25 protein-coding genes and 1 riboswitch are annotated in these 21,924 nt (G+C 65.4%); of the genes, 11 read left to right on the top strand and 14 right to left on the bottom strand.

The window, feature by feature from the left end; all coding sequences use genetic code 11:
- The first annotated feature begins 189 nt into the window (after nucleotides 1-189).
- The 4 genes from D3880_RS04850 (at nucleotide 190) to D3880_RS04835 (ending at nucleotide 4,251) form a co-directional block, all read left to right on the top strand.
- Nucleotides 190-1,191, top strand: coding sequence for a class I SAM-dependent methyltransferase (locus tag D3880_RS04850; protein WP_119892376.1), 1,002 nt, complete (start codon nucleotides 190-192; stop codon nucleotides 1,189-1,191).
- 266 nt (nucleotides 1,192-1,457) lie between these two features.
- Nucleotides 1,458-2,861 carry an amino acid permease gene (locus D3880_RS04845; protein WP_238474437.1) on the top strand — a complete coding sequence of 468 codons (1,404 nt, stop codon included), beginning with the start codon at nucleotides 1,458-1,460 and terminating at the stop codon, nucleotides 2,859-2,861.
- 38 nt (nucleotides 2,862-2,899) lie between these two features.
- A riboswitch (yybP-ykoY riboswitch) is annotated at nucleotides 2,900-3,031 on the top strand.
- Between the two features lie 80 nt (nucleotides 3,032-3,111).
- Nucleotides 3,112-3,693 (top strand): TMEM165/GDT1 family protein, encoded by a 582-nt coding sequence (locus D3880_RS04840; protein ID WP_177412190.1) that lies wholly within the window; start codon nucleotides 3,112-3,114, stop codon nucleotides 3,691-3,693.
- A 114-nt stretch (nucleotides 3,694-3,807) separates the two neighbouring features.
- Entirely contained in the window at nucleotides 3,808-4,251 is a 444-nt protein-coding gene (locus D3880_RS04835; protein ID WP_119892374.1) for a ketosteroid isomerase-related protein, read from the top strand.
- A 209-nt stretch (nucleotides 4,252-4,460) separates the two neighbouring features.
- Here D3880_RS04835 and D3880_RS04830 read toward each other — a convergent pair whose 3' ends face one another.
- The 5 genes from D3880_RS04830 to D3880_RS04810 form a co-directional block, all read right to left on the bottom strand.
- On the bottom strand, nucleotides 4,461-5,447 hold the full coding sequence (locus D3880_RS04830) for an NAD-dependent epimerase/dehydratase family protein (protein WP_119892373.1): 987 nt from the start codon (nucleotides 5,445-5,447) through the stop codon (nucleotides 4,461-4,463).
- A gap of 64 nt (nucleotides 5,448-5,511) precedes the next feature.
- Nucleotides 5,512-6,333 (bottom strand): M48 family metallopeptidase, encoded by an 822-nt coding sequence (locus tag D3880_RS04825; protein ID WP_119892372.1) that lies wholly within the window; start codon nucleotides 6,331-6,333, stop codon nucleotides 5,512-5,514.
- A 284-nt stretch (nucleotides 6,334-6,617) separates the two neighbouring features.
- Nucleotides 6,618-7,235 carry an SOS response-associated peptidase gene (locus D3880_RS04820; RefSeq protein ID WP_119892371.1) on the bottom strand — a complete coding sequence of 206 codons (618 nt, stop codon included), beginning with the start codon at nucleotides 7,233-7,235 and terminating at the stop codon, nucleotides 6,618-6,620.
- 50 nt (nucleotides 7,236-7,285) lie between these two features.
- A complete protein-coding gene (locus D3880_RS04815) occupies nucleotides 7,286-7,546 on the bottom strand; it encodes a putative signal transducing protein (RefSeq protein ID WP_119892370.1) in 261 nt (86 codons plus the stop codon).
- A complete protein-coding gene (locus D3880_RS04810) occupies nucleotides 7,546-7,728 on the bottom strand; it encodes a CPXCG motif-containing cysteine-rich protein (protein WP_119892369.1) in 183 nt (60 codons plus the stop codon). Before D3880_RS04810 ends, D3880_RS04815 begins: the two co-directional genes overlap by 1 nt.
- A 110-nt stretch (nucleotides 7,729-7,838) precedes the next feature.
- On the opposite strand from D3880_RS04810, the gene D3880_RS04805 reads away from it, so the two are divergent.
- Nucleotides 7,839-9,002, top strand: coding sequence for a 1-acyl-sn-glycerol-3-phosphate acyltransferase (locus tag D3880_RS04805; protein ID WP_119892368.1), 1,164 nt, complete (start codon nucleotides 7,839-7,841; stop codon nucleotides 9,000-9,002).
- A gap of 220 nt (nucleotides 9,003-9,222) precedes the next feature.
- Here the strand turns inward: D3880_RS04805 and D3880_RS04800 are convergent, their stop codons facing one another.
- Nucleotides 9,223-9,507, bottom strand: a complete 285-nt coding sequence (locus tag D3880_RS04800; protein ID WP_119892367.1) for a hypothetical protein — start codon at nucleotides 9,505-9,507, stop codon at nucleotides 9,223-9,225.
- Nucleotides 9,508-9,726: 219 nt separating this feature from the next.
- Between D3880_RS04800 and D3880_RS04795 the strand changes: the two genes are divergently transcribed.
- Complete coding sequence (locus D3880_RS04795; protein WP_119892366.1) at nucleotides 9,727-9,933, top strand: hypothetical protein; 207 nt, start codon at nucleotides 9,727-9,729, stop codon at nucleotides 9,931-9,933.
- Nucleotides 9,934-9,988: 55 nt separating this feature from the next.
- On the opposite strand, the gene D3880_RS04790 is transcribed toward D3880_RS04795, so the two are convergent.
- Nucleotides 9,989-10,573: a YajG family lipoprotein gene (locus tag D3880_RS04790; protein ID WP_119892365.1), complete on the bottom strand. Its 585-nt coding sequence runs from the start codon at nucleotides 10,571-10,573 to the stop codon at nucleotides 9,989-9,991.
- Between the two features lie 175 nt (nucleotides 10,574-10,748).
- Between D3880_RS04790 and D3880_RS04785 the strand changes: the two genes are divergently transcribed.
- A complete protein-coding gene (locus D3880_RS04785; protein ID WP_119892364.1) occupies nucleotides 10,749-10,982 on the top strand; it encodes a hypothetical protein in 234 nt (77 codons plus the stop codon).
- A 316-nt stretch (nucleotides 10,983-11,298) separates the two neighbouring features.
- Nucleotides 11,299-12,813, top strand: a complete 1,515-nt coding sequence (gene mqo / locus D3880_RS04780; protein ID WP_119892363.1) for a malate dehydrogenase (quinone) — start codon at nucleotides 11,299-11,301, stop codon at nucleotides 12,811-12,813.
- Nucleotides 12,814-12,873: 60 nt separating this feature from the next.
- Here the strand turns inward: mqo and D3880_RS04775 are convergent, their stop codons facing one another.
- From D3880_RS04775 to D3880_RS04765, 3 genes are all read right to left on the bottom strand, one after another.
- Complete coding sequence (locus D3880_RS04775) at nucleotides 12,874-13,278, bottom strand: VOC family protein (protein WP_119892362.1); 405 nt, start codon at nucleotides 13,276-13,278, stop codon at nucleotides 12,874-12,876.
- Between the two features lie 98 nt (nucleotides 13,279-13,376).
- Entirely contained in the window at nucleotides 13,377-13,664 is a 288-nt protein-coding gene (locus tag D3880_RS04770; RefSeq protein ID WP_119892361.1) for a PA4642 family protein, read from the bottom strand.
- Nucleotides 13,665-13,730: 66 nt separating this feature from the next.
- Complete coding sequence (locus D3880_RS04765; RefSeq protein ID WP_119892360.1) at nucleotides 13,731-14,219, bottom strand: hypothetical protein; 489 nt, start codon at nucleotides 14,217-14,219, stop codon at nucleotides 13,731-13,733.
- Nucleotides 14,220-14,347: 128 nt separating this feature from the next.
- On the opposite strand from D3880_RS04765, the gene dauA reads away from it, so the two are divergent.
- A complete protein-coding gene (dauA, locus tag D3880_RS04760) occupies nucleotides 14,348-16,096 on the top strand; it encodes a C4-dicarboxylic acid transporter DauA (RefSeq protein WP_119892359.1) in 1,749 nt (582 codons plus the stop codon).
- Here dauA and D3880_RS04755 read toward each other — a convergent pair.
- Nucleotides 16,063-16,536, bottom strand: coding sequence for a WbuC family cupin fold metalloprotein (locus tag D3880_RS04755; RefSeq protein ID WP_119892358.1), 474 nt, complete (start codon nucleotides 16,534-16,536; stop codon nucleotides 16,063-16,065). The two genes, dauA and D3880_RS04755, sit on opposite strands and share 34 nt — an antisense overlap.
- Nucleotides 16,537-16,539: 3 nt before the next feature.
- Nucleotides 16,540-17,097: a hypoxanthine-guanine phosphoribosyltransferase gene (locus tag D3880_RS04750; RefSeq protein ID WP_119892357.1), complete on the bottom strand. Its 558-nt coding sequence runs from the start codon at nucleotides 17,095-17,097 to the stop codon at nucleotides 16,540-16,542.
- Nucleotides 17,098-17,371: 274 nt separating this feature from the next.
- Here D3880_RS04750 and upp point away from each other — a divergent pair, with 274 nt between their 5' ends.
- Nucleotides 17,372-18,010: a uracil phosphoribosyltransferase gene (gene upp / locus D3880_RS04745; RefSeq protein ID WP_119892356.1), complete on the top strand. Its 639-nt coding sequence runs from the start codon at nucleotides 17,372-17,374 to the stop codon at nucleotides 18,008-18,010.
- A 3-nt stretch (nucleotides 18,011-18,013) separates the two neighbouring features.
- Nucleotides 18,014-19,291, top strand: coding sequence for a uracil-xanthine permease family protein (locus tag D3880_RS04740; RefSeq protein ID WP_119892355.1), 1,278 nt, complete (start codon nucleotides 18,014-18,016; stop codon nucleotides 19,289-19,291).
- Between the two features lie 53 nt (nucleotides 19,292-19,344).
- Here D3880_RS04740 and D3880_RS04735 read toward each other — a convergent pair whose 3' ends face one another.
- Nucleotides 19,345-20,742: a spinster family MFS transporter gene (locus D3880_RS04735; protein WP_119892354.1), complete on the bottom strand. Its 1,398-nt coding sequence runs from the start codon at nucleotides 20,740-20,742 to the stop codon at nucleotides 19,345-19,347.
- Between the two features lie 147 nt (nucleotides 20,743-20,889).
- Nucleotides 20,890-21,918 (bottom strand): ferrochelatase, encoded by a 1,029-nt coding sequence (gene hemH, locus D3880_RS04730; protein ID WP_119892353.1) that lies wholly within the window; start codon nucleotides 21,916-21,918, stop codon nucleotides 20,890-20,892.
- Nucleotides 21,919-21,924: the final 6 nt, after the last annotated feature.

The following is a 21,924-nucleotide window of genomic DNA, read 5'->3' as shown; positions in this document are numbered from 1 at the left end:
AAATCAGCCGAAGAAGCGGAGTTTACAATTGTAAATACGCATGACTCGCTTCGCTCGCCCTTTCGGGGCCGCGCTAAAGCGCGTTAGCCGCAAGCAGCTTCTGAGGCTGATTTCAACGCCGTATAGCCAAGCGCAGCAGTTCTACGACAACCTGTTAAGCTGCGCGGCTTTTACGGAGAAGGAGCGCTCATGGACCCGCGAAGCGAAGTGCTGCTGCGCCAGGCCGAACTGTTCAGCGACAAAGTCCTGCTCGCCGGCCTGCCGGCCGACGACCTGCTCGGCCAGTTGCCACAGGCCCATGGCTGGAGCTGGCACGCTGGCGAACAGGCGCGACTCGACCTGCGTTTCGCCGGCCGCTGCCAGTTCGGGGTGACGCCGCCAGCCGCGGACTTCAGTGCCGCCGTGCTGTTCCTGCCGAAATCCCGCGAGCTCACCGACTACCTGCTGACGGCCCTGGCCGCGCGCCTGCCTGGCGCCGAGCTGTTTCTGGTCGGCGAGAAGCGCGCCGGCATCGAGCGTGCGGCCAAGCAGCTGCAACCCTTCGGCAAGCCGCGCAAGCTGGACAGCGCCCGCCACTGCCAGCTCTGGCAGGTGCACATCGAGCAGGCGCCGGCCACACCGGATCTTGAAGCCCTGGCCAAGCATTACCAACTGCCGCTGGCAGACGGCCCGCTGCAGGTCGTCAGCCTGCCCGGGGTGTTCAGCCACGGGCGCCTGGATCGTGGCACCGCGCTGCTGCTGGAGCACTTGGACGGCCTGCCGAGCGGCCATCTGCTCGACTTCGGCTGCGGCGCCGGAGTGCTCGGCGCGGTGCTCAAGCGCCGCTACCCGGCCAGCCGCGTGACCTTGCTGGATGTCGACGCCTTCGCCGCCGCCAGCAGCCGCCTGACCCTGGTCGCCAACGGCCTGGAGGCCGAGGTGCTGAACGGCGACGGTATCGACGCCGCGCCCGTCGGCCTCAGCGCCATCGTCAGCAACCCGCCGTTCCACGAGGGCGTGCACACCCACTACCTGGCCAGCGAGCAGCTGCTGCGCCAGGCCAATCGTCATCTGCAGGCCGGCGGCGAATTGCGTCTGGTGGCCAACAGCTTCCTCAAATACCCGCCGCTGATCGAGGAACACCTCGGCGCCTGCCAGACCCTGGCCGCCGGCAACGGCTTCCGCATCTACCGCGCGCGGCGCAAGGCGTAGGCGAATTCATTCGCGATGAGCCTTCGCCAGGCGTTGCCGGCAATCGCGAATGAATTCGCGCCTACAGGGTTGGCGTCCGCCAACTTGCTTTTGCGTCGTCAGCACGCACACTCCACTAGCCAACGGATCGGCGCACCACCGCGCGCCCCAGACATGCGAGGACCGCCGTGAAAACCGCCGCCAATGAAGCCGAACTGACCTTCGCCAAATCGCCGGAAACGACCCCGCAGCACCTCAAGCGCTCGCTGAAGCCGCGCCACCTGAACATGATCGCCATCGGCGGCTCGATCGGCACCGGGTTGTTCGTCGCCTCCGGCAGCACGGTGGCCACCGCCGGCCCCGGCGGCGCGCTGCTGGCCTATGCGCTGATCGGCCTGATGGTGTTCTTCCTGATGACCAGTCTCGGCGAACTGGCCGCCTACATCCCCGACTCCGGCTCCTTCTGCACCTACGGCAGCCGCTTCATCGACGAGGGTTTCGGCTTCGCCATGGGCTGGAACTACTGGTACAACTGGGCAGTGACCATCGCCGCCGAGCTGGTGGCGGCGCAACTGGTGATGAGCTTCTGGTTTCCCGACGTGCCCGGCCTGTACTGGAGCGCCGTGTTTCTCGGCCTGATGTTCCTGCTCAACTTCTTCTCGGTGAAGGGCTTCGGCGAGAGCGAGTTCTGGTTCGCGCTGATCAAGGTGATCGCCGTGGTGATCTTCATCGGCGTCGGCCTGGCGAGCATCTTCGGCATCATGAGCGGCATCGACACGCCCGGGTTCAGCAACTTCACCAGCGGCGACGCGCCCTTTGTCGGCGGTCTGCAGGCCATGGTCGGGGTGGCGATGATCGCCGGCTTCTCGTTCCAGGGCACCGAACTGATCGGCATCGCCGCCGGCGAATCGGAGAACCCGCAGAAGACCATTCCGGTGGCCATCCGCCAGGTGTTCTGGCGCATCCTGATGTTCTACATCCTGTCGATCTTCGTCATCGGCATGCTGATCCCCTACACCGACCCCAACCTGCTGAAGACCGGCGACGACAACATCAGCACCTCGCCCTTCACCCTGCTGTTCGAGCGCGCCGGCCTGGCCGCCGCGGCCGGGGTGATGAACGCGGTGATCCTCTCGGCGATTCTCTCGGCCGGCAACTCCGGCATGTACGCCTCGGCGCGCATGCTCTACACCATGGCCGTGCAGCACAAGGCGCCGAAGCTGTTCGGCCGTCTGTCGCAGAACGGCGTGCCGCGCAACGCGCTGTACGCCACCACGCTGATCGGCGCGCTGTGCTTCCTCTCCAGCTTCGCCGGCGACAAGACGGTCTACACCTGGCTGCTCAATACCTCCGGCATGTGCGGCTTCATCGTCTGGCTCGGCATCGCCGTGTCGCACTACCGCTTCCGCAAGGGCTTCATCCTGCAGGGCGGCGACCTCAACGAGCTGCCCTACCGCGCCAAGTGGTTCCCGTTCGGCCCGCTGTTCGCCTTCTGCCTGTGCCTGGTGATCACCCTCGGGCAGAACTACCAGGCCTTCGTCGGCGAGCGGATCGACTGGGCCGGGCTGACCGCCACCTACATCAGCCTGCCGCTGTTTCTCGCCATCTGGTGGGGTTATCGCCTGAAGAAGGGCGCGCGTTTCGTCCGCTACGAGGAGATGAACGTGCGCTCGGCCCACGAGCAAGAGTGAGCAACAAGTTGCCCAATGCACGCGCTTTGGGCACAATGCGCCCCGTCCTAGGGGAGTAGTCTCCCACGAGCGCCCTGCTCGTATGGCGTGCGTCAACATACTTGGTCCACAGACCATGGCGCACGCGACCCAAGCCTGCCGAGACAGGCTCGCGGTTTGACAAGACCTATGACACGAACGACCTGACCCGGGGTGGGCAGGCGCGCGTGTCATATGTGATTAGTCGACCCGCCCCTTAGGAAACCTGATGTTGGAATCCCTGCTGGTCCCCACCGGAATCGTCGCCCTCGCGGAAATCGGCGACAAGACGCAACTGCTCGCCCTGCTGCTGGCCGCGCGCTTTCGCAAGCCCTGGCCGATCATCGCCGGCATCATCGCCGCCACCCTGGCCAACCATTTCGCCGCCGGCGCCATCGGCAGCTGGGTCGCCAGCCTGTTCTCCGCCGCCACCCTGAGCTGGACTCTCGCCGCCTCCTTCGCCGCCGTGGCACTGTGGACGCTGGTCCCAGACAAACTGGACGACGACGAAGCCTCGCAGCTCAAGCGCTACGGGCCGTTCCTCACCACCCTGATCGCCTTCTTCCTGGCCGAGATGGGCGACAAGACCCAGATCGCCACCGTGATGCTGGCCGCGCAGTACCCACACCTGCTGATGGTAGTGATCGGCACCACGCTGGGCATGCTGCTGGCCAACGTGCCGGTGGTGCTGGCCGGCAATTTCGCCGCCGAACGCCTGCCGCTGGCGCTGATCCGCCGCGTGGCCGCCGCCGCCTTCGCCGCCCTGGCGCTGTATGCCGGCTATGAGGCTCTGAAACTCAGCGGCCTGCTCTGAGAGCCTGACGCTATCCCGGCGCCAGCTGGCTGGCGTTTCGGCCAATGCCTCCCGAAAGCGCCCTGCTAGAGTGCGTTTCACCTGCGCTCAGCGGCGCCTTCAGGGAGTGAACAGATGACGCTGGATGACATGAAACGGCTGGTCCGCCATCACATCGACCTGTCATGGAACAAGGGCCGGCTGGCCCTCACCGAACAGCTGCACAGCAAAGCCTTCCTCTACAAGAGCTCGTTTGTCGGCCGCCCGCTGGACAGCGTCGGCTTTTGCCAGATGGTGCAGGAGATCCGCCAGGCCATGCCGGACCTGGAAGTGGTGATCGAGGAGTGCCTGGCCGAAGGCAACAAGGTATTCAGCTGGAGCACCCTGATCGGCACCATCGAGAAGCCCGCGCTCGGCTACCCGCCGAGCGACAAGGTGCTGAGCATTTCCGCGATGGCCTGCTGGACCATCAGCAGCAGCGGCCTGGTCGAAGAGATCTGCACCATGTTCGACATGGAGAGCTTCCGTGCCCAACTGGGCATGGAGCCGCGGCCTTTCGCGGAAATCGCCTTACCCTGAAACCGCTCTCAGAGCCTGTTTACGATCTCGCGAGCTAGAGCCAGACAAGGCGCAACGACCAACGGGAGTAACAGCCGCAGGCTGGCCCGAAGGGTGAGCGTCAGCGAATAAATTAGGCGAAGAAACGGAGTTTACGCGGTGTAAATGAGCAGCTCGAGCCCGATTGCAACGCCGTAATGGCCGACGCGCAGCAGAGCGTAAACAGGTTCTCAGCGCAGATAGCCGTTGTCGCGGAACCATTGGATGGTCCGTTCCAGCGTCGCATCCAGACTGGTTTCGGCGACAAAGCCCAACTCGTCGCGGGCTTTGCGTCCATCTAGGAATTGGCCGCCGGCCATCACCGCGATGGTGGTGTCGTCCAGCATGGCGAGCTTGCCGGTCAACCGATACCGCAGGCGCCCGAGGCCGGCCAGCAGCTTGGCCGCGCTCAGCGACAGCGGTTGCGGCGGTGCCACACCAAGCCGCGTGGCGATCCGCTCGGTGAGTTCACGCATGTCGAGGTTGTGCCCGATAAGCAGATAGCGCTCGCCGACTCGACCCCTCTCCAGCGCCAGCAGCAGGCCACGACCGGCGTCGGCGGCATCGATCAGGTTGCGCCGCCCCGGCACGTAGCGGCGCATCACACCATTGCCGATGGCGGTGATCAGGCGGCCGGTAGTCGGGCCGACATCGAACTCGCCGAGGCACATGCCGGGAATTCCGATCACCACCGGCAAGCCGTTGCGCGCCTGCTCACTGGCCTGTTCGTCGAGCGCCCACTTGCACAGCAGGTAGTCGTTGCGCCAGCGCGGCATGTCCTCGTAGAACAGCCCTTCATGGCCGGGCAGCCCCTGCGGATGGCGCGGCAAGGCGATGGCCGCCCCGACATAGAGAATCCGCGGCACCCGCGCCGCCAGGCAGGCGGCGTAGAAGTGGTTGCTCTGGTTCAGCGCACTGGCCACCTCGTCCTGCCAGCGGCGCGGCTTGGTCGGGTAATAGCCGGCACTGAAGATCACCCCGTCCAGGCCGCTCAGCGCCCGGGTCAAGGCCTGATGGTCGAGCAAATCGGCGGAGCGGCACTCCGGCTCGAGATAGACCAGGCGCTCGATCCGCGAAGAAGGCCGATGGATCAGCACCAGTTGATGGCCGCCCGCGCGCACGGCACGGGCGGCATGATGACCGAGCAAGCCGGTCGCTCCCAGTACGCCAATCTTCACACCAGCTCCTTGGCCTCAACTCGAAGCGAGCAGTCTAGGACGGCCACTCTAGATAGGCCAGCGGTCATTGATGGCCTTTGGCCTGCTCGTACAACGGCATCACCTTGGGAATCGCCGCCTGCAGGTTGGTCATCCGCGTGCTGTCCGCCGGGTGGGTACTGAGGAGTTCCGGTGGCGCGCTGCCACCGGCCTTGCTCATCTTCTGCCACAGAGTCAACGCGGCGTTGGGGTTGTAGCCGGCGCGCGCCGCCAGCTCCAGGCCAATCAGGTCGGCCTCGTTCTCGTTGCCACGGCTGTTGGGCAGGGTCAGGCTGTACTGCACCACCTGATCGGCCATCTGCATACCGCCCTGGCCGAGGCCAAGCAGCGCGCCGCCCAGGCTCTCGCCCATCTGTATCGCATAGGCCCGGGACATCGCCTCGCGACCATGTTCGCGCAGGGCGTGGGCGATCTCGTGGCCCATCACCGCGGCCAACTCGTCGTCGCTCAGTTTCAGCTGATCGATCAGGCCGCTGTAGACGATGATCTTGCCACCCGGGCCGCAGTTGGCATTCAGCTCCTTGCTGTCGATCAGGTTGATCTGCCAGTCCCACTGTGCCGAATCCGGGCGGAACACCGGCGCCTGAGCGATCAGCCGGCGGGCGACTGTATCGACCTGGCGGGCCTGGGCGCTGTTCTTGTCCAGCACGCCCTTGCTCGAGGCTTCCGACAGGGTTTGCTGATAGGACTGCGCATACATCTGGTTGACCTGATCGGTCGACAACATGCTGAACATGTACTGCTTGCGCTCGACGCCGACGGCGCCGCCGCTGGTGGTATTGACAGCCTGGCAGCCGGCTAGCAACAGCGCCGCAGCCAGACCGCACAGACGAAACAACGAAGCCATGATGATGAATCTCCAGATGAACGAGGACTAGATGCTAGGCCGCCGCCAGTCGACCGGACAAGCGATCGGCGTGCACCCCGCACAGATAGACCAACGGGAAGCGCTTTTTGCACCCGCCCGCTCAGGAACTTTTATCGCCGTGCCGATAACCGGCTACCGAACGCACTCAGCCATGGGGTACTCGCGCAGCAGTACGCCGGTGGACGCTCATAGCCCGCGAATGGCGGACTGTTCGCTGCGCGCCTGAGTCCGCCCTACGAAGCTTCGCGGCACGCGGCAGCCATCTACGCCGGGGTCAAGCACTCCGGCCCATCCAACCTGGGATCGTTGACCAGGGTGGCCAGCGGCCGTTCGCGCAGCGGTGGCTGTGGCCGGCAGAGCAACGCGTGCAACTCCGGCAGCGGGGTATCAGGCGCCAGCCAGGCGGCCTGCCCCGCCTCGTCGAGGATCAGCGGCCGGCGCAGGTTGGCTGCCGCCTGGGTCACCAGCGCGGCGCTCAGATAGTTGTGACCGCCGACCGGATAGCTCTCCCAGATCGCCGCGAAGTACAGCGTCGGCGCCTCGCCCGTCAGCCAGTAGGGGCGCTTGCGCGTGCTGCCGCGCCACTCGTAGAAGCCGTTGGCCGGCAGCAGGCCGCGGCGCAGGCGAAACGCCTCGCGGAACATCGGCTGCTCGGCCAGGGTCTCGGCGCGGGCCTGCGCCGGGGTCTTGCTCAGGTCGGTCAGCCAGGCCGGCGTCAGCCCCCAGCGCACCCGCGCCAGCTGCTGCTGGGCGTCGAGGCTGCGCAGCAACAGCACCTGACTATTCGGAGCGATGCTCCAGGCCGGCTGCTGATCCGCCGGGAACCCGGGCAGCGCCGCGAAGGCGGGCGACCAGCGGAACAAGGCATAACGTCCACACATGGGCGGGCAGAACTCTTCTAAACAGGGAAAGACGGATGGCCGGAACGGCCTCAGCAGAGCAGCACGCCGGGGAAACTCTCGGGTTCGTCGCCCGGCAGCGGCTGGGCGGCATTGTACGCGGCGATCAGGCCGCGCGCGCGCTCGGCCTGCTCGTTGACCACCAGCAGGCCGAGCAGGCCACCGATCGGCAGTTCGCCCACCGCGCCGAGCAGATGGCCGCCGGTGAGATGTGCCTCGACCCCCTCGCTGGCGAGCATGCCGACCAGCAACTCGGCCTCGATCAGATCCTGCGGCTCATAGATTCGCTGCATCAGTCATTCTCCGCGCGCACGTCCAAAGACCAGTCCACGCCGTCGGTGCGCAGGTCGAAGACAATCGGCTGGCAGCACACCGGGCAGTCCTCGATGTACTGCTGGTCGCCGCCCGAGAGGTCGAGCAGAGCCTCCACCCACTCGCTGCAGTAGGGGCATTGATAGGCTTGCACTTCCAGCATCACGGCCGCTCCTGTGACTTTGACGTATACTCGCCGGTCTATTTTCGACCCCGTCCTAGGGGCATTTTCTCCTGCTTCCTTCATCCCTGCATTCACAACAAGAGAACAAGATGGGCGAATTCGATGCCATCCGACCCTACGCCGATGCCGAAGTCCCGGCCGTGCTGGCGCGCCTGCTGGCGGATCAGGCCTTCCTCGACATCATCACGCACTTCCGCTTTCCGCGCCTGGCCGGATCGTTCGGCTGGCTGCTTAAACCTCTTATAGCTCATCGCCTGCGTCGCGAGTTCAACGGCATCGATTCGGTGGTCAAACTGCAGGACAAGGTCGAGCCCTACGTCGACCGCACCATCGAACGCGCCACCGACGGCATCAGCTATTCCGGCGTCGAACAGTTGCAGGCCGGCAGCGCCTACCTGTTCCTCGCCAACCACCGCGATATCGTCATGGACCCGGCCTTCGTCAACTACGCGGTGTACCACGCCGGGTTGCCGACCCCGCGCATCGCCATCGGCGACAACCTGCTGCAGAAGCCCTTCGTCAGCGACCTGATGCGCCTGAACAAGAGCTTCATCGTGCACCGTTCGCTGAGCAACCGCCGCGACAAGCTGGCGGCCTTCCAGCTGCTGTCGGCCTACATCAATCATTCGATCCGCGCGGATGGTGAATCGGTATGGATCGCCCAGGCCGAGGGACGCGCCAAAGACGGTGACGACCGCACCGATTCGGCGATCCTCAAGATGTTCCACATGAGCCGCAAGGACGAGCCGTTCGCCGCGGTGATCGGCGAGCTGAAACTCACCCCGGTGTCGATCAGCTACGAATACGATCCCTGCGACCAGGCCAAGGCCCGCGAGCTGTATATCCGCGCCAGCACCGGCAGCTACACCAAGGTGCCGGGCGAGGACGACCAGAGCATTGCCCTCGGCATCACCGGCTACAAGGGCCGGGTGCACATCAGCTTCTGCGCGCCGCTCAGCGCACCGGCGGAGGACGCCAAGCAGCTGGCCCAGGACATTGATCGGCAGATCCTCACCAGCTACCGGCTGTTCCCGGTGCACTACCTGGCCTATGCCCAGTGGAGCGAGCGCGATCCGGCGCTGGCGGTGCCGAGCGCCGCCGAGCTGTTCCCCGCCGCCGAGCTGGCCGCCGCGCAACGCGAATGGCAGAAACGCCTGGACGCCTGCCCGACCGAGCAGCGCCCCTACCTGATCCTGCAATACGCCAATCCGGTGCGGAACCAGTACCGGATCAAGGCCGGGCTGGAGCTGTAAGAACCTGTTCTCCTGAGTAGGTTCTAACGCAAAACGGCGACCCTCGGGTCGCCGTTCTTGTCTGCGCGATCAGCGCCTCATAACCTTTTTCGGATCTCGCGAGCTAGAGCGAGACAAGGCAAAAACAGTCGAAGAAGCGCAGTTTACAAGTTGTAAATGAGCATTCTGAGACTGTTTTTAACGCCGTATCGCCGACGCGCAGCAGATCCGAGACAGGTTCTCAGAGCTGGGTGCTGACCGCGGACACCAGCAACGCCAGCGCCAGGCACAACCAGCCGAAGGCGCTGAAGAAGCGGTTGATGCGCAGGGTGCGTTCATCCAGCAGCGAAGCCTCCTCCAGCGCCTGCAACTCGCTGTCGGCGGCCAGACGCGCCAAGGCACGGCGCTCGCGCAGGCGGGTGGCGAGCAGCAGCCAGCTGCCGGCGATGGCGAAGAACAGCGCCAGGCTGTTGATCGATTGGGCGGGATGAGCCTGTAAGAGGCTCCAGAGCACCTGTAGCGACATCATCGAACTCCGCTCAGGGGTAAAACGGTGGGTACCGCGCTACCTCGGAAAGCACAAGCCAGCGTTGAACCGGCGGCCAGTATATGGCGGCGCAGTCTACCCGAGCGGTAACCCGGCAGCGGGCGATTCCGACGAATGTCGGGCCGCTTGCCAACCGTTGTCACCGCCCTGTCACGCCCGCCCGGCACTCTGGCGTCCCCTATCCGACAGGAGCCGAACATGTTGCATGCCCACAACCAGGATCATCTCTACCGCATCGCCCACAGCGAAGAGCAGGAAGCGCTGATCGACGCCCTGGCCTTCAACGTGCAGGATCGCAACTGGCTGGTGTACTGCGCCCTCGGCGGCCACGAGCATTACGACTGGCCGGAGACCGATCCGCGCACCGGCCTGTCCCAGCCGCTCCTGTATGACGCGGCAAGCTGAATTTCATGCACAAAAAAGCCCGGTCAAACCAGGCTTTTTCGTAAGGCGCCATGACTCACTGCATCAGTAGCTGACCGATGGTCGGGTCCTTGAACGCACGGGTCAGCGCGTCGCTGAGCACATCGCCCACCAGTTTGGTGTTGGTCTGCTCGTTCGGCGCGGTGCCGAAGCGCTGATTCAGCGAGGCCCCGTAACGGCCGCTGTAGCGGCGGGTGGCGTTCTGCACGTCGGCACGGATCGACGCGCTAATGTTCGCCTCGGTGACGTACAGGTTGTCTTTCGGCGACTGGTATTTCAGTTCGGCCAGGGTCAGGGTCAGTTGCGGCGCGTTATAGGCGTTCGGTGTCGGCGTGAAGCCAAGCAGACGCACCGCGGCCTCGGCCTGGGCCTGCAGCTTGGGCACGATATCGGCACTGGAAACGGTGATGGCGCTGGTTTCCGCATACAGACCGCCGCGGGTGCCGAGCGACGGCGAAGGCCGGCCATCGACCACCCGCACCACTACCGGCTGGCCGTGACCCACGGCGACGAGCGATGAGGTCAGTTTCGGTTGCGGGCTCAGTTGTTGCGGGCTGAGGGCACAACCGCCCAGCGTCAGGCCGGTGACAGCGATCAAACCAAGCAACAGGCGATGCAACATGCTCATCTCTCCAGAATAGGGTGACCGGGCGTAAAAATCGGCGGCAGTATACCAGTGCCACCGGCGTCTCACAGCGCTGAGCATGTTGACCCAATCGCCGCGTACGGGTTCCTGTCACACCCCTGTCACGCCGGCATGGGATAACCCTCGGCAGACGCCCCTGCCGAGCCCGACCATGTCCCTGCTGCAGCTGCTGTTTCGCCGGCCCCACCCCATGCGCAGCTATGCCCTGCTGGATGCCCAGGGCATCTGCCGGGCGCTGCGCCAGTCCCGCACCGCGCCACCGGGCAGCGACTGGGTGGCCGTCGGCGAATGCCGTCTCGCCTGGCTGCAGCGCCCGCTGCCGGCCAATGCCCGCCCTCAGCCGGCTAGCCCGCCACCCCCGCAGCGCGCGCCGCTGACGGCTTGACCGACGGCAAAGAAAAGTCTCGGCAAACGCCCAACTTTGCCTATTTCACCGTTATAATCGCGCCCCGATTATAAGGACGTCTCCTGATCGGGCCCCGCCTCCACGCCGATGCGCTCTGCACCGGCTTCGCTTCGCCCCACAGAGAGTCGCCCACTTCGTGCTGCCCCCACCGGTTGCCGACTGTCTTCACCGCTGGCGCACAACGCCGCTCAGGTGCCGACAGCGCCCCGGCCGCACACGAACCTTTGAGGTTCACGACTCCAAAAGAGCGTGAAAAAACGGGTTGTATCTACTTCACAAGAGTGTGGCGAAACAAATGGCGCAAAACGATTTGGAAACCGTGGACGCGGTGCTGGTAGGTGCCGGCATCATGAGTGCCACCTTGGCCGTGCTGCTGAAAGAGCTCGACCCCAGCATGAAACTGGAAATCGTCGAGCTGCAGGAATCCGGAGCGGTCGAAAGCTCGAACCCCTGGAACAACGCCGGCACCGGCCACGCCGGCCTGTGCGAGCTGAACTACACGCCGGAAGCGGCGGACGGTTCGGTCGAGATCAAGAAGGCCGTGCATATCAACACCCAGTTCGAGGTGTCGAAGCAGTTCTGGTCCTACCTGATCGGCAAAGGCTCCTTTGGCCCACCGAAAGCCTTTATCAACCCAATTCCGCACCTGAGCTTCGTGCGTGGCGACAAGGGCATCCGCTTCCTCAAGACCCGTTTCGAGGCGATGCGCAAGCACCATGCCTTCACCGAGATGGAATACACCGAAGAACGCGCCACCATGGCCGAGTGGATGCCGCTGATGATGCCGGGCCGCTCGACCGACGAGCCGATCGCCGCGACCCGCGTGCTCGGCGGCACCGACGTCAACTTCGGTGCCCTGACCGGCCAGCTGCTCGACTATCTGAACAAGCAGAGCGCTGCCGAGGTCAAGTGCAACCAGAAGGTCGTCGGCCTGCAGCGCAGCGACAACGGCTGGCGCGTCAGCATCAAGGACACCCAGAGCGGCCAGGCCCGTGAGGTACAAGCGCGCTTCGTGTTCCTCGGCGCCGGCGGTGGCGCCCTGCCGCTGCTGCAGATGTCCGGCATTCCAGAAAGCAAAGGCTTCGGCGGCTTCCCGGTGAGCGGCCAGTGGCTGCGCTGCGACAACCCGGAGATCGTCAAGCGGCACCAGGCCAAGGTCTATAGCCAGGCCGAAGTCGGCGCACCACCAATGTCCGTGCCGCACCTGGACACCCGCGTGGTGGACGGCAAGACCTCCCTGCTGTTCGGGCCGTACGCCGGCTTCAGCACCAAGTTCCTCAAGCACGGCTCGTTCCTCGACCTGCCGCTGTCGGTCCGCCCGGGCAACCTCGGTCCGATGCTGGCAGTGGCGCGCGACAACCTGGACCTGACCCGCTATCTGATCAAGGAAGTGCTGCAGTCCGAAGAGCAGCGCCTGGACGCCCTGCGCAAGTTCTACCCCGAGGCCAAGGCCGAAGACTGGCGCCTGGAAATCGCCGGTCAGCGCGTGCAGATCATCAAGAAGGACCCGCAGAAAGGCGGCATCCTGCAGTTCGGTACCGAACTGGTGGCGGCCGAGGACGGCTCCATCGCCGCCCTGCTCGGAGCTTCGCCGGGCGCTTCGGTGACCGTGTCGATCATGCTCGAACTGATCGAACGCTGCTTCGCCGGCAAGGCGCGCAGCGAATGGGCCGGCAAGCTGGCGGAAATCTTCCCGGCCCGCGAGAAGGTGCTGGAAGCCGATGCGACGCTGTACCGCGAGATCAGCGCGTGCAGCGACGAGCGTCTGCAACTGACGGCCAAGCGCGACGTGGCCGCCACCAGCGTCTGAAACACTGGCCGCTGAAATAAAAAACCGCCCTCCTGGGCGGTTTTTTTATGCCTGCAACTGTTACTCGCAATTGACCATCCAGCTCACGCCAAAACGGTCGACTAACATGCCGAAGGCCTGGGCCCAGAAGGTTTTCTGCAGCGGCATGGTCACCTGACCGCCTGCGGCCAGGGCGTTGAAGCGCTGCTCGGCCTCCTGCGCCGTGGCGGCGCTGACCGAGAGGCTGAAGCCGGTGAATGCCGTGCCCGGAGGAGAACCGTCGGACAGCATCAACTGGCTGTCGCCGATCTGCAGGTTGGCGTGCATGATTTTTTCCGGGTCCATGTTCGCGCATCCTTCACCTTGACCCGGCGGCGCCTCCTTGAAGCGCATCAGGAAGGTGGTTTCGGCGCCTATGGCCTGGGCATAGAACGCCATAGCCTCTTCGCAGCGACCGTCGAAGAACAGGTAGGGTTGAACTTGCATACGGACCTCCCGGCAAAGCAAAGACTGGAACGCCCAGTTTAGGAGCCGTAAAGCAAAAAGCCCGCGGCTATGCGCGGGCTTTTTAAAGGAATTGCGACTTAACCGCGGGCGGCTTTGACCACTTCGATATAGGGCTCGGCCTGGCGCTGGTCCTGGATCAGGGCGATGAAGTCCTGGCCCTGAGCATCCGTGGCGTTCAGGTCGTAGCCGGCTTCGACGAAGAAGGCGACGAAACGCTCGAAGTCGTCGATGCGCAGACCACGATAAGCCTTGATCAGCTTGTGCAGCGACGGCGGCGTGTCATCGCCCGGCTCCACTGCGAGGAACAGCTTGATCTGTTCGTCGCCGATCTCTTCGCCAATCACCTGCTTCTTGTCTTTGCGCATCGCTCACTCCCACCCACTGACCGGATAACTTCGGGCGCGCAGTTTACCCCCACGCCCCTGCGCGGCTCAACGCGCGCGCTGCGTGCCGGTATGCAGGTCGGCCCAGACATGGCCGTTGGGGTAGCTGAGGAACTGACAGTACACCCGCTCGTGGCGCAGCAGGTCGATCAGCACCCGGTACTGGGCCAGCGGATAGTTCAGGCTGAGTATCCGAGTCTTGGGGTCGTAGCTGGGCTTCTTCTGGCTTTTCGCCTCGCCATCGAAGTGAATCAGCACCTGGCTGACATTGGCGCCCTGGTTCAGCGGCTTGCCCTTCAGCCGCAACAGCAGTGGCGAGGAGATGGGGATCGGTTGCTGGTTGGACTGACGCTGGCTGCCGACCACCACCGCGTACTCGGTGATCTGCAACAGCTGCTGCAACTCCGGCTGCTCCTGGCGCAGGGAGAAGTCGTCGGGCGGCAGGAACTGCGCGTGCAGGGGGCGGCTGTCCGCGGCGGCCAGCGGTAGGCTGATGGCCAGCAGCAGGCCGGCGAGGAAAGGGGGCGAGGTAAACATCTTCGGCTCCGAGCAACTCAGCGGCGCACTCTAGCATGCGGGTTTGCCCCGCCGACAGCCGACCAGAGTCGACGCCACGGGCCAGGCTCTGCCACCTATACTGCCGGCAATTGTCTGGGGGAAGGACTATGACTCTGCCACCGCTGTTCGCCGCCTGGCGCCAGGTGCTGCGCGCCGGTTATGGCTGGAGCGCCCTGCGCGGCGATATCAGTGCCGGCCTTACCGTCGGCATCATCGCCATTCCCCTGGCCATGGCCCTGGCGATCGCCGTCGGGGTGGCGCCGCAGCATGGCCTGTACACGGTGCTGATCGCCGCCCCGCTGATCGCCCTGACCGGCGGCTCGCGCTTCAACGTCAGCGGCCCGACTGCCGCGTTCGTGGTGATCCTGCTGCCGATCACCCAGCAGTTCGGCCTCGGCGGCCTGCTGCTGTGCACCATGCTGGCCGGGCTGATCCTCATCAGCCTCGGCCTGCTGCGCGCCGGCAAGCTGATCCAGTTCATCCCCTATCCGGTGACGCTGGGCTTTACCGCCGGCATCGGCATCGTCATCGCCACTCTGCAGCTCAAGGACCTGCTCGGCCTGCAGCCGGGCGGCCAGCCGCAGAACTATGTGGAGCAGTTGCAGGCGCTGGCGCTGGCCCTGCCCAGTGCCCATGCCGGCGATGCCCTGGTGGCGCTGGTCTGCCTGGCGGTGCTGATCCTCTGGCCGCGCTGGGTGCCTAAGGTGCCAGGGCACCTAGTCGCCCTCGCGGTCGGCGCGCTGTTCGGCCTGCTGCTGGAGCGCAGCGGCCTGCCGGTGGCGACCCTCGGCGAACGCTTCAGCTACAGCCTCGACGGCGTGACCCATGCCGGCATCCCTCCCTTCCTGCCGAGCCTGGCCTGGCCCTGGCAGCTGCCCGACGCTAACGGTCAGCCGCTACGCCTGTCCTTCGAGCTGTTTCGCCAACTGCTCTCCCCGGCCTTCGCCATCGCCATCCTCGGCGCCATCGAATCGCTGCTGTGCGCCGTGGTTGGCGACGGCATGACCGGCAGCAAGCACGAACCGAACGCCGAACTGCTCGGCCAGGGCCTGGGCAATCTGGCCGCCCCGCTGTTCGGCGGCATCACCGCCACTGCCGCCATCGCTCGCAGCGCCGCCAACATCCGCGCCGGCGCCTGTTCGCCGCTGGCGGCGATCATCCATGCCGGCGTGGTGCTGGTCGCCATTCTGCTGCTCGCGCCGCTGTTCAGCTATCTGCCGATGGCCGCGCTGGCGGCCCTGCTGCTGATGGTGGCGTGGAACATGAGCGAGGCCCGCCATGTGCTGCACACCCTGCGCATCGCCCCGCGCAACGACGTGCTGGTGCTGCTGACCTGTCTGTCGCTCACCGTGCTGTTCGACATGGTCCTGGCGGTGGGCGTCGGCCTACTGCTGGCGGCCGGCCTGTTCATCAAGCGCATCAGCGACCTGACCGATACCGCCGAATTGCCCAAGCGCCTGTATCGGGAGCTCCACGACCTGCCCGCACATGTGCAGGCCTATGCCATCCGCGGCCCGCTGTTTTTCGGCGCCGCGGAAAAAGCGCTGAGCGTGCTGCGCCGCTTCAACCCGGAAGTGAAAGTCGTGGTGGTGGAGATGAGCGCGGTGCCGCTGCTGGACATGACCGCCCTGGCGGCGCTGGACAACGTGTTGCGCGATTACCGTCAGCAGGGCATCGGCCTGATTCTGGTCGGCACCACCGCGCAGGTGCGCCTGAAGTTGCGGCGCGCCGGGGTGCAGCGCGCCGACGGCCTGCTGGCCTTCGTCCGCAACCTGCAACAGGCGCGCGAGAAGGCCTTGCACTGGTTGAACCCGGAGCCGGCTCAGGCGAACAGCGAACGCATCCAGGCCAAGTAGGCCGGGGCGCCGGCCTCACCTTCGCGCGGCGCCCAAGGCGCCTGTTCGCCTTCGCCAACGGGCCGGTATGGCCCGGCCTTGCACTCGAACAGCAGGCTGTCGGCTTCCAACACCACGAAGGAATGGAACACGCCGGGCGGCAGGTCGACGCCGACGCACTCGCCACCAGCGGCCAGTTCCCGTGTTGCGCTCACTTCGCCCGCCTCGTCGAAGATCAGCAGACCCAGGCGACCCTTGAGCACCAGCAGGGTTTCCGCCTTGTCGACGGAGAGGTGGCGATGCGGTGCGATGTAAGTATGCGGCTGCAGGCCAACGGCCAGGCGGTGGCAGGGCTCTTCCATGGCATGAAAGTTATGGTGCTGGCGACCACGCGGGTTGGCCTGCGCCTGGGCAGCCAGTTCGCTGAACAGCGGTTGGTCGAGAAAGCGCGGTGTGCTCATGCCTTACAGTCCCTTGACCGCATAGATGCCCGGCGCGTTGCGCCAGTAACCCTTGTAGTCCATGCCGTAGCCGAAGATATAACGGTCGATGCAGGGCAGGCCGACGTAGTTGGCCTTGAGGTCCTGGCGCGCCTTGCGGTCGTGGGTCTTGTCGATCAACACGGCGATATGCACGTTGGCGGCGCCGGCGTGCTGGCAGAAATCGACGATGGCGCCGAGGGTGTGCCCCTCATCGAGGATGTCGTCGATGATCAGCACGTCGCGGTCGATGAACGACAGCTCCGGTTTGGCTTTCCAGAACAGCTCGCCGCCGGTGGTTTCACTGCGGTAGCGGGTGGCGTGCAGGTAGGACAGTTCGAGCGGAAAGCCGAGCTTCGGCAGCAGCTTGCCGGCGAAGATCAGGCCGCCGTTCATCACGCAGAACACCACCGGATTGCGCTCGGCCAGCTCGCCATTGATCGCCGCGGCGACGTGGTCGATGGCAGCTTCGACTTCGGCCTCGGGATACAGGCAATCGGCCTCCGCCATCACCTGGCGGATGTGGGCGAGATCAACGGACATGGTATTTCCTCTCATCAACTCTGCGGGAGCGGCGCTGTCGTCTTCCGAAGAAGTTGATCAGGGCGTCAAAATAAAAGTCGGCAAAGGTACTCATCCGCTTGCCCCGGAGCAACCCCCGGCGGACCAGCGTCAGCCATACTCAGCGGCAGCTGGCGCGGGCATTTCTGTCCACCCGGCCAGAAAATCTTCATGACCTGCCCCTCAGCCCTCATTTGGCATAGCGAATGCTTTACTCTAACGCAATTTTTTTGCCCGCCCGCCGGAGACCCCTGCCATGCCCATCCGTGAGATCCGCCACCCGCTGATCCGCCACAAGCTCGGCCTGATGCGCCGCGCCGACATCAGTACGAAGAACTTCCGCGAATTGGCCCAGGAAGTGGGCGCCCTGCTCACCTACGAGGCGACCCAGGATCTGCCGCTGGAGAGCTACGACATTCAAGGCTGGTGCGGCACCGTCACGGTGGAGAAGATCGCCGGCAAGAAGATCACCGTGGTGCCGATCCTGCGCGCCGGCATCGGCATGCTCGACGGCGTGCTCAGCCTGATCCCCGGGGCCAAGGTCAGCGCCGTCGGGGTCGCGCGCAACGAGGAGACCCTGGAGGCGCACACCTACCTGGAGAAGCTGGCGCCGGAGATCGACGAACGCCTAGCGCTGATCATCGACCCGATGCTGGCCACCGGCGGCTCGCTGGTCGCCACCATCGACCTGCTCAAGCGCGCCGGCTGCAAGGAAATCCGCGCCATGGTGCTGGTCGCCGCGCCGGAAGGGATCAAGACGGTCAACGCCGCCCACCCGGACGTGATGATCTTCACCGCCTCCATCGATGAGCGCCTGAACGAGCACGGCTACATCATTCCCGGCCTCGGCGATGCCGGCGACAAGATCTTCGGCACCAAGCAGAAGGACGCCTGATCGATGAGCAGCGAATTCAACGACCCCCTCTGGCGCCAGGTGATTTCCGGCGCGCAGATGCTGTTCGTCGCCTTCGGCGCGCTGGTGCTGATGCCGCTGATCACCGGCCTCGACCCCAACGTCGCGCTGTTCACCGCCGGCCTCGGCACCCTGCTGTTCCAGTCGGTGACCGGCCGCCAGGTGCCGGTGTTCCTCGCCTCCTCGTTTGCCTTCATCACCCCGATCATCCTCGCCAAGGGCCAGTTCGGCCTGGCCGCGACCATGGGCGGGGTGGTCGCCGCCGGCTTCGTCTACACCTTCCTCGGCCTGGCGGTGAAGCTCAAGGGCATCGGTTTCATCGACCGCCTGCTGCCGCCGGTGGTGATCGGCCCGGTGATCATCGCCATCGGCCTGGCGATGGCGCCAATCGCCGCCAACATGGCGATGGGCAAGGGCGGTGACGGCAGCGAACTGGTGCCCTACCGCACCGCGCTGCTGATCTCCATGCCGGCGCTGCTCATCACCCTGATCGTCGCGGTGTTCGGCAAGGGCTTCTTCCGCCTGGTGCCGATCATCTCCGGGGTGCTGGTGGGTTTCGCCCTGTCGTTCTATTTCGGCGTGGTCGACACCGCCAAGATCGCCGCCGCGCCCTGGCTGGAACTGCCGAAGTTCACCGCCCCGGAATTCAACTGGCAGGCGATCCTGTTCATCGTGCCGGTGGCCCTGGCGCCGGCCATCGAGCACATCGGCGGGGTGATCGCGGTGGGCAGCGTGACCGGCCGCGACTACCTGAAGAAGCCTGGCCTGCACCGCACCCTGCTCGGCGACGGCCTGGCCACTTCGGCCGCCGGCCTGTTCGGCGGCCCGCCGAACACCACCTATGCGGAAGTCACCGGCGCGGTGATGCTGACCAAGAACTACAACCCGAAGATCATGACCTGGGCGGCCTGCTTCGCCATCGGCCTGGCCTTCATCGGCAAGTTCGGCGCCATCCTGCAGAGCATTCCGGTGCCGGTGATGGGCGGCATCCTCTGCCTGCTGTTCGGCTCCATCGCCGCGGTGGGGATGAACACCATGATCCGCCACCAGGTCGACCTGGCCGAGGCCCGCAACCTGGTGATCGTCTCGGTGACCCTGGTGTTCGGCATCGGCGGCATGCTGATCGGCAGCGGCACCGGCGCCGACGACTTCGGCCTCAAGGGCATCGCCCTCTGCGCGGTGGTCGCCATCGCCCTCAATTTGCTGTTGCCCGGGCACCAGACCTGGAAACACAAGGTGCCGGGCGAACAGCCGGACAGCTGAGCCGCAACGACAAAAAAGCCCCGCACTGCGGGGCTTTTCGTTCGGGGCCGGGTTTATTTGCTGCTAAGGCCCGGCCGCAGCAGCGTGGCGCTGCGCCGCTGTGGCGCGCTGGTTTCAGCACTGGCCGGGGTGATGCCCCACTGCTGCAGGCGCTGCAGGCTGTCGCGGTACGGCTGCAAACCTTTGCTCAGCAGGACGATTGAGCACAACACCACGACGCAGCCGACGCTCAGCAGCGAATAGCGCAGCGCGTTGTCGTCGCCGAACACATAGTCGGTCACCAGCGCCACCGCGGTCGGGCCAACGCCGAGCCCGAGCAAGGTGATCACGAACAGGTAGATGGCCGAAGCCTGGCCGCGCATGGAGTTCGGCATGACTTCCTGGATCGCCGCCGGCGCGACGCCGAAGGGCATGGCGAGGAAGAAGATCGACGGCACCATCAACAGCGCGGCCAGATTGCCGCTGTCCGCCAGTGGGAACAGCAGCACCGACGGCAGCGCACCGAGGGCGGCGTACAGACCGACGCGCATGTTGGCATCGGTGCGTCCACGCTTGGCCATCCAGTCGGCCAGGCGGCCGCCGCTCACCACGCCCAGGCAACCGAATACGGCGACCAGGCTGCCATAGACCACCCCGACATGGCCGGCGTCCCAGCCATAGGTGCGGATGAAGAAGGACGGAATCCAGGCGGCGCTGCCGTAGCCGGCGAAGGCCAGGCCGGCGAAGCCGAGGTTGTGACAGAGCACGGTCTTGCGATTGCTGCGGATATAGCGGCCGACTTCGCTCAGCGGTACTGCCACGCCGGCACCGACGCCACGCCGCGTCGGCTCACGCACGGCCAACATCAGCAAGCTGAAGGCCAGGCCGGCGGCGCCGAGGATCAGGAAGATCATCTGCCAGGGCCGCACTTCACCGAGCAGCGGCAGGACCACATCGCCCTGCGCCGAGGCGAACTTGATCACCAGGCCGCCGAGCAGGAAGGCCAGGCCGGAGCCGATATACACGCCCATGGAATACACGCTGATGGCGGTGGCGCGACGCTCGCTGGGGAAGCTGTCGGCGATCAACGAATAGGCGGCCGGCGACAACGCCGCCTCGCCGACGCCGACGCCGATGCGGCACAGCAGGAACTGCCAGTACAGCCGCGCCATGCCGCAAGCGGCGGTGGCGGCGCTCCAGAACAGCACGCCGAGGGCGATCAGGCCGCGCCGGCTCTTAGTGTCGGCCAAGCGCCCGAGGGGAATGCCGCAAACGGTGTAGAAGATGGCGAAGGACAAGCCCATCAGCAGGCTCATCTCGGTGTCGCTGATCATCAGGTCGCGGCGGATCGGGCCGACCAGCAGGTTGAGGATCTGCCGGTCGATGAAGGACAGCACGTAGGCCACCATGAGGATGGATACCGTGGTCCAGGCCGAAAGGCTGGAGGGATAGTCGTTATTGTTGTTGTGCACTGGCATTCTCCTCGGCACCGCTGACGCGGTGCGCGACGGTTGGAAGGTGACGCCAGCTTAGGCCGATATAAGGATTTTTTAATATCGCTCCAAGGGATTATCAACAGACTGAATCGGTGCACTGCCCTCGCACGAATGACCCGGCAGTCACAGACTGCCGCTGGCACCCTCAGCCAGTTTAGCCAGCGCCGCCGTCCACTGCTGCTGGCTGTTCAGACAAGGCACCAGTTGCAGCTCGATACCACCCGCCGCTTCGAACTGCTCGCGGCCGCGCATGCCGATCTCTTCCAGGGTCTCGATGCAGTCGGCGACGAAGGCCGGGCACATCACCAGGAGCTTCTTCACCCCCTGCCGAGCCAGCTCGTCGAGGCGGGTTTCGGTGTAGGGCTCGATCCACTTGTCGCGGCCCAGGCGCGACTGGAAGGACACCGACCACTGTTCCCGGCGCAGACCGGCGCGCGCGGCGAACAGCTCGGCGGTGCGCAGGCACTGGCTGCGGTAACAGCGCGCCAGCACCTCGTCGCGCACGTCGCGGCTGTCCACCGCGCGCAAGTCGTGCTGCGGATCGAGCGGCTTGACCAGCTTGCGGATATGCCGCTCCGGCAGGCCGTGGAAGCTCAGCAGCAGGTGATCGAAATCTTTCTGCAGATAGGGCTGGGCACTGGCCACCAGGGCCTCGAGATAGTCCGGCTGGGCGTAGAACGGCGCCAGCACCCGCACCTCAAGCGGCAGGCGGTGCGCGGCGATCACCCGCCGCGCCTCGGTGATGGCGGTAGTGGTGGTGCTCTCGGCGAACTGCGGATAGAGCGGCGCGAAGGTCACCTGTTTCACCCCCTGCCCGACCAGCTTACGCAGCGCCGGTTCGATCGAGGGCTCGCCATAGCGCATGGCCAGTTCCACCGGCCCGTGCGGCCAGTGCGCGCGCATCGCCTCCTGCAACTGGCGGCTGATGACGATCAGCGGCGAGCCCTCCGGCCACCAGATCGAGGCATAGGCATGCGCCGACTGCGCCGGGCGCTTGAGTAGGATCAGCGACACCAGCAGGCGCCGCAGCGGCCAGGGCAGGTCGACCACGTAAGGGTCCATGAGGAACTGATCGAGGTAACGGCGCACATCGGCCACGTCGGTGGAGGCGGGCGAACCCAGGTTGACGAGCAGCAGGGCGTGGTCGGTCATGCGCAA

This window comes from Pseudomonas cavernae (genome assembly GCF_003595175.1).
GTDB lineage: Bacteria > Pseudomonadota > Gammaproteobacteria > Pseudomonadales > Pseudomonadaceae > Aquipseudomonas > Aquipseudomonas cavernae.
This window is presented reverse-complemented; position numbering and strand designations above follow the sequence as displayed.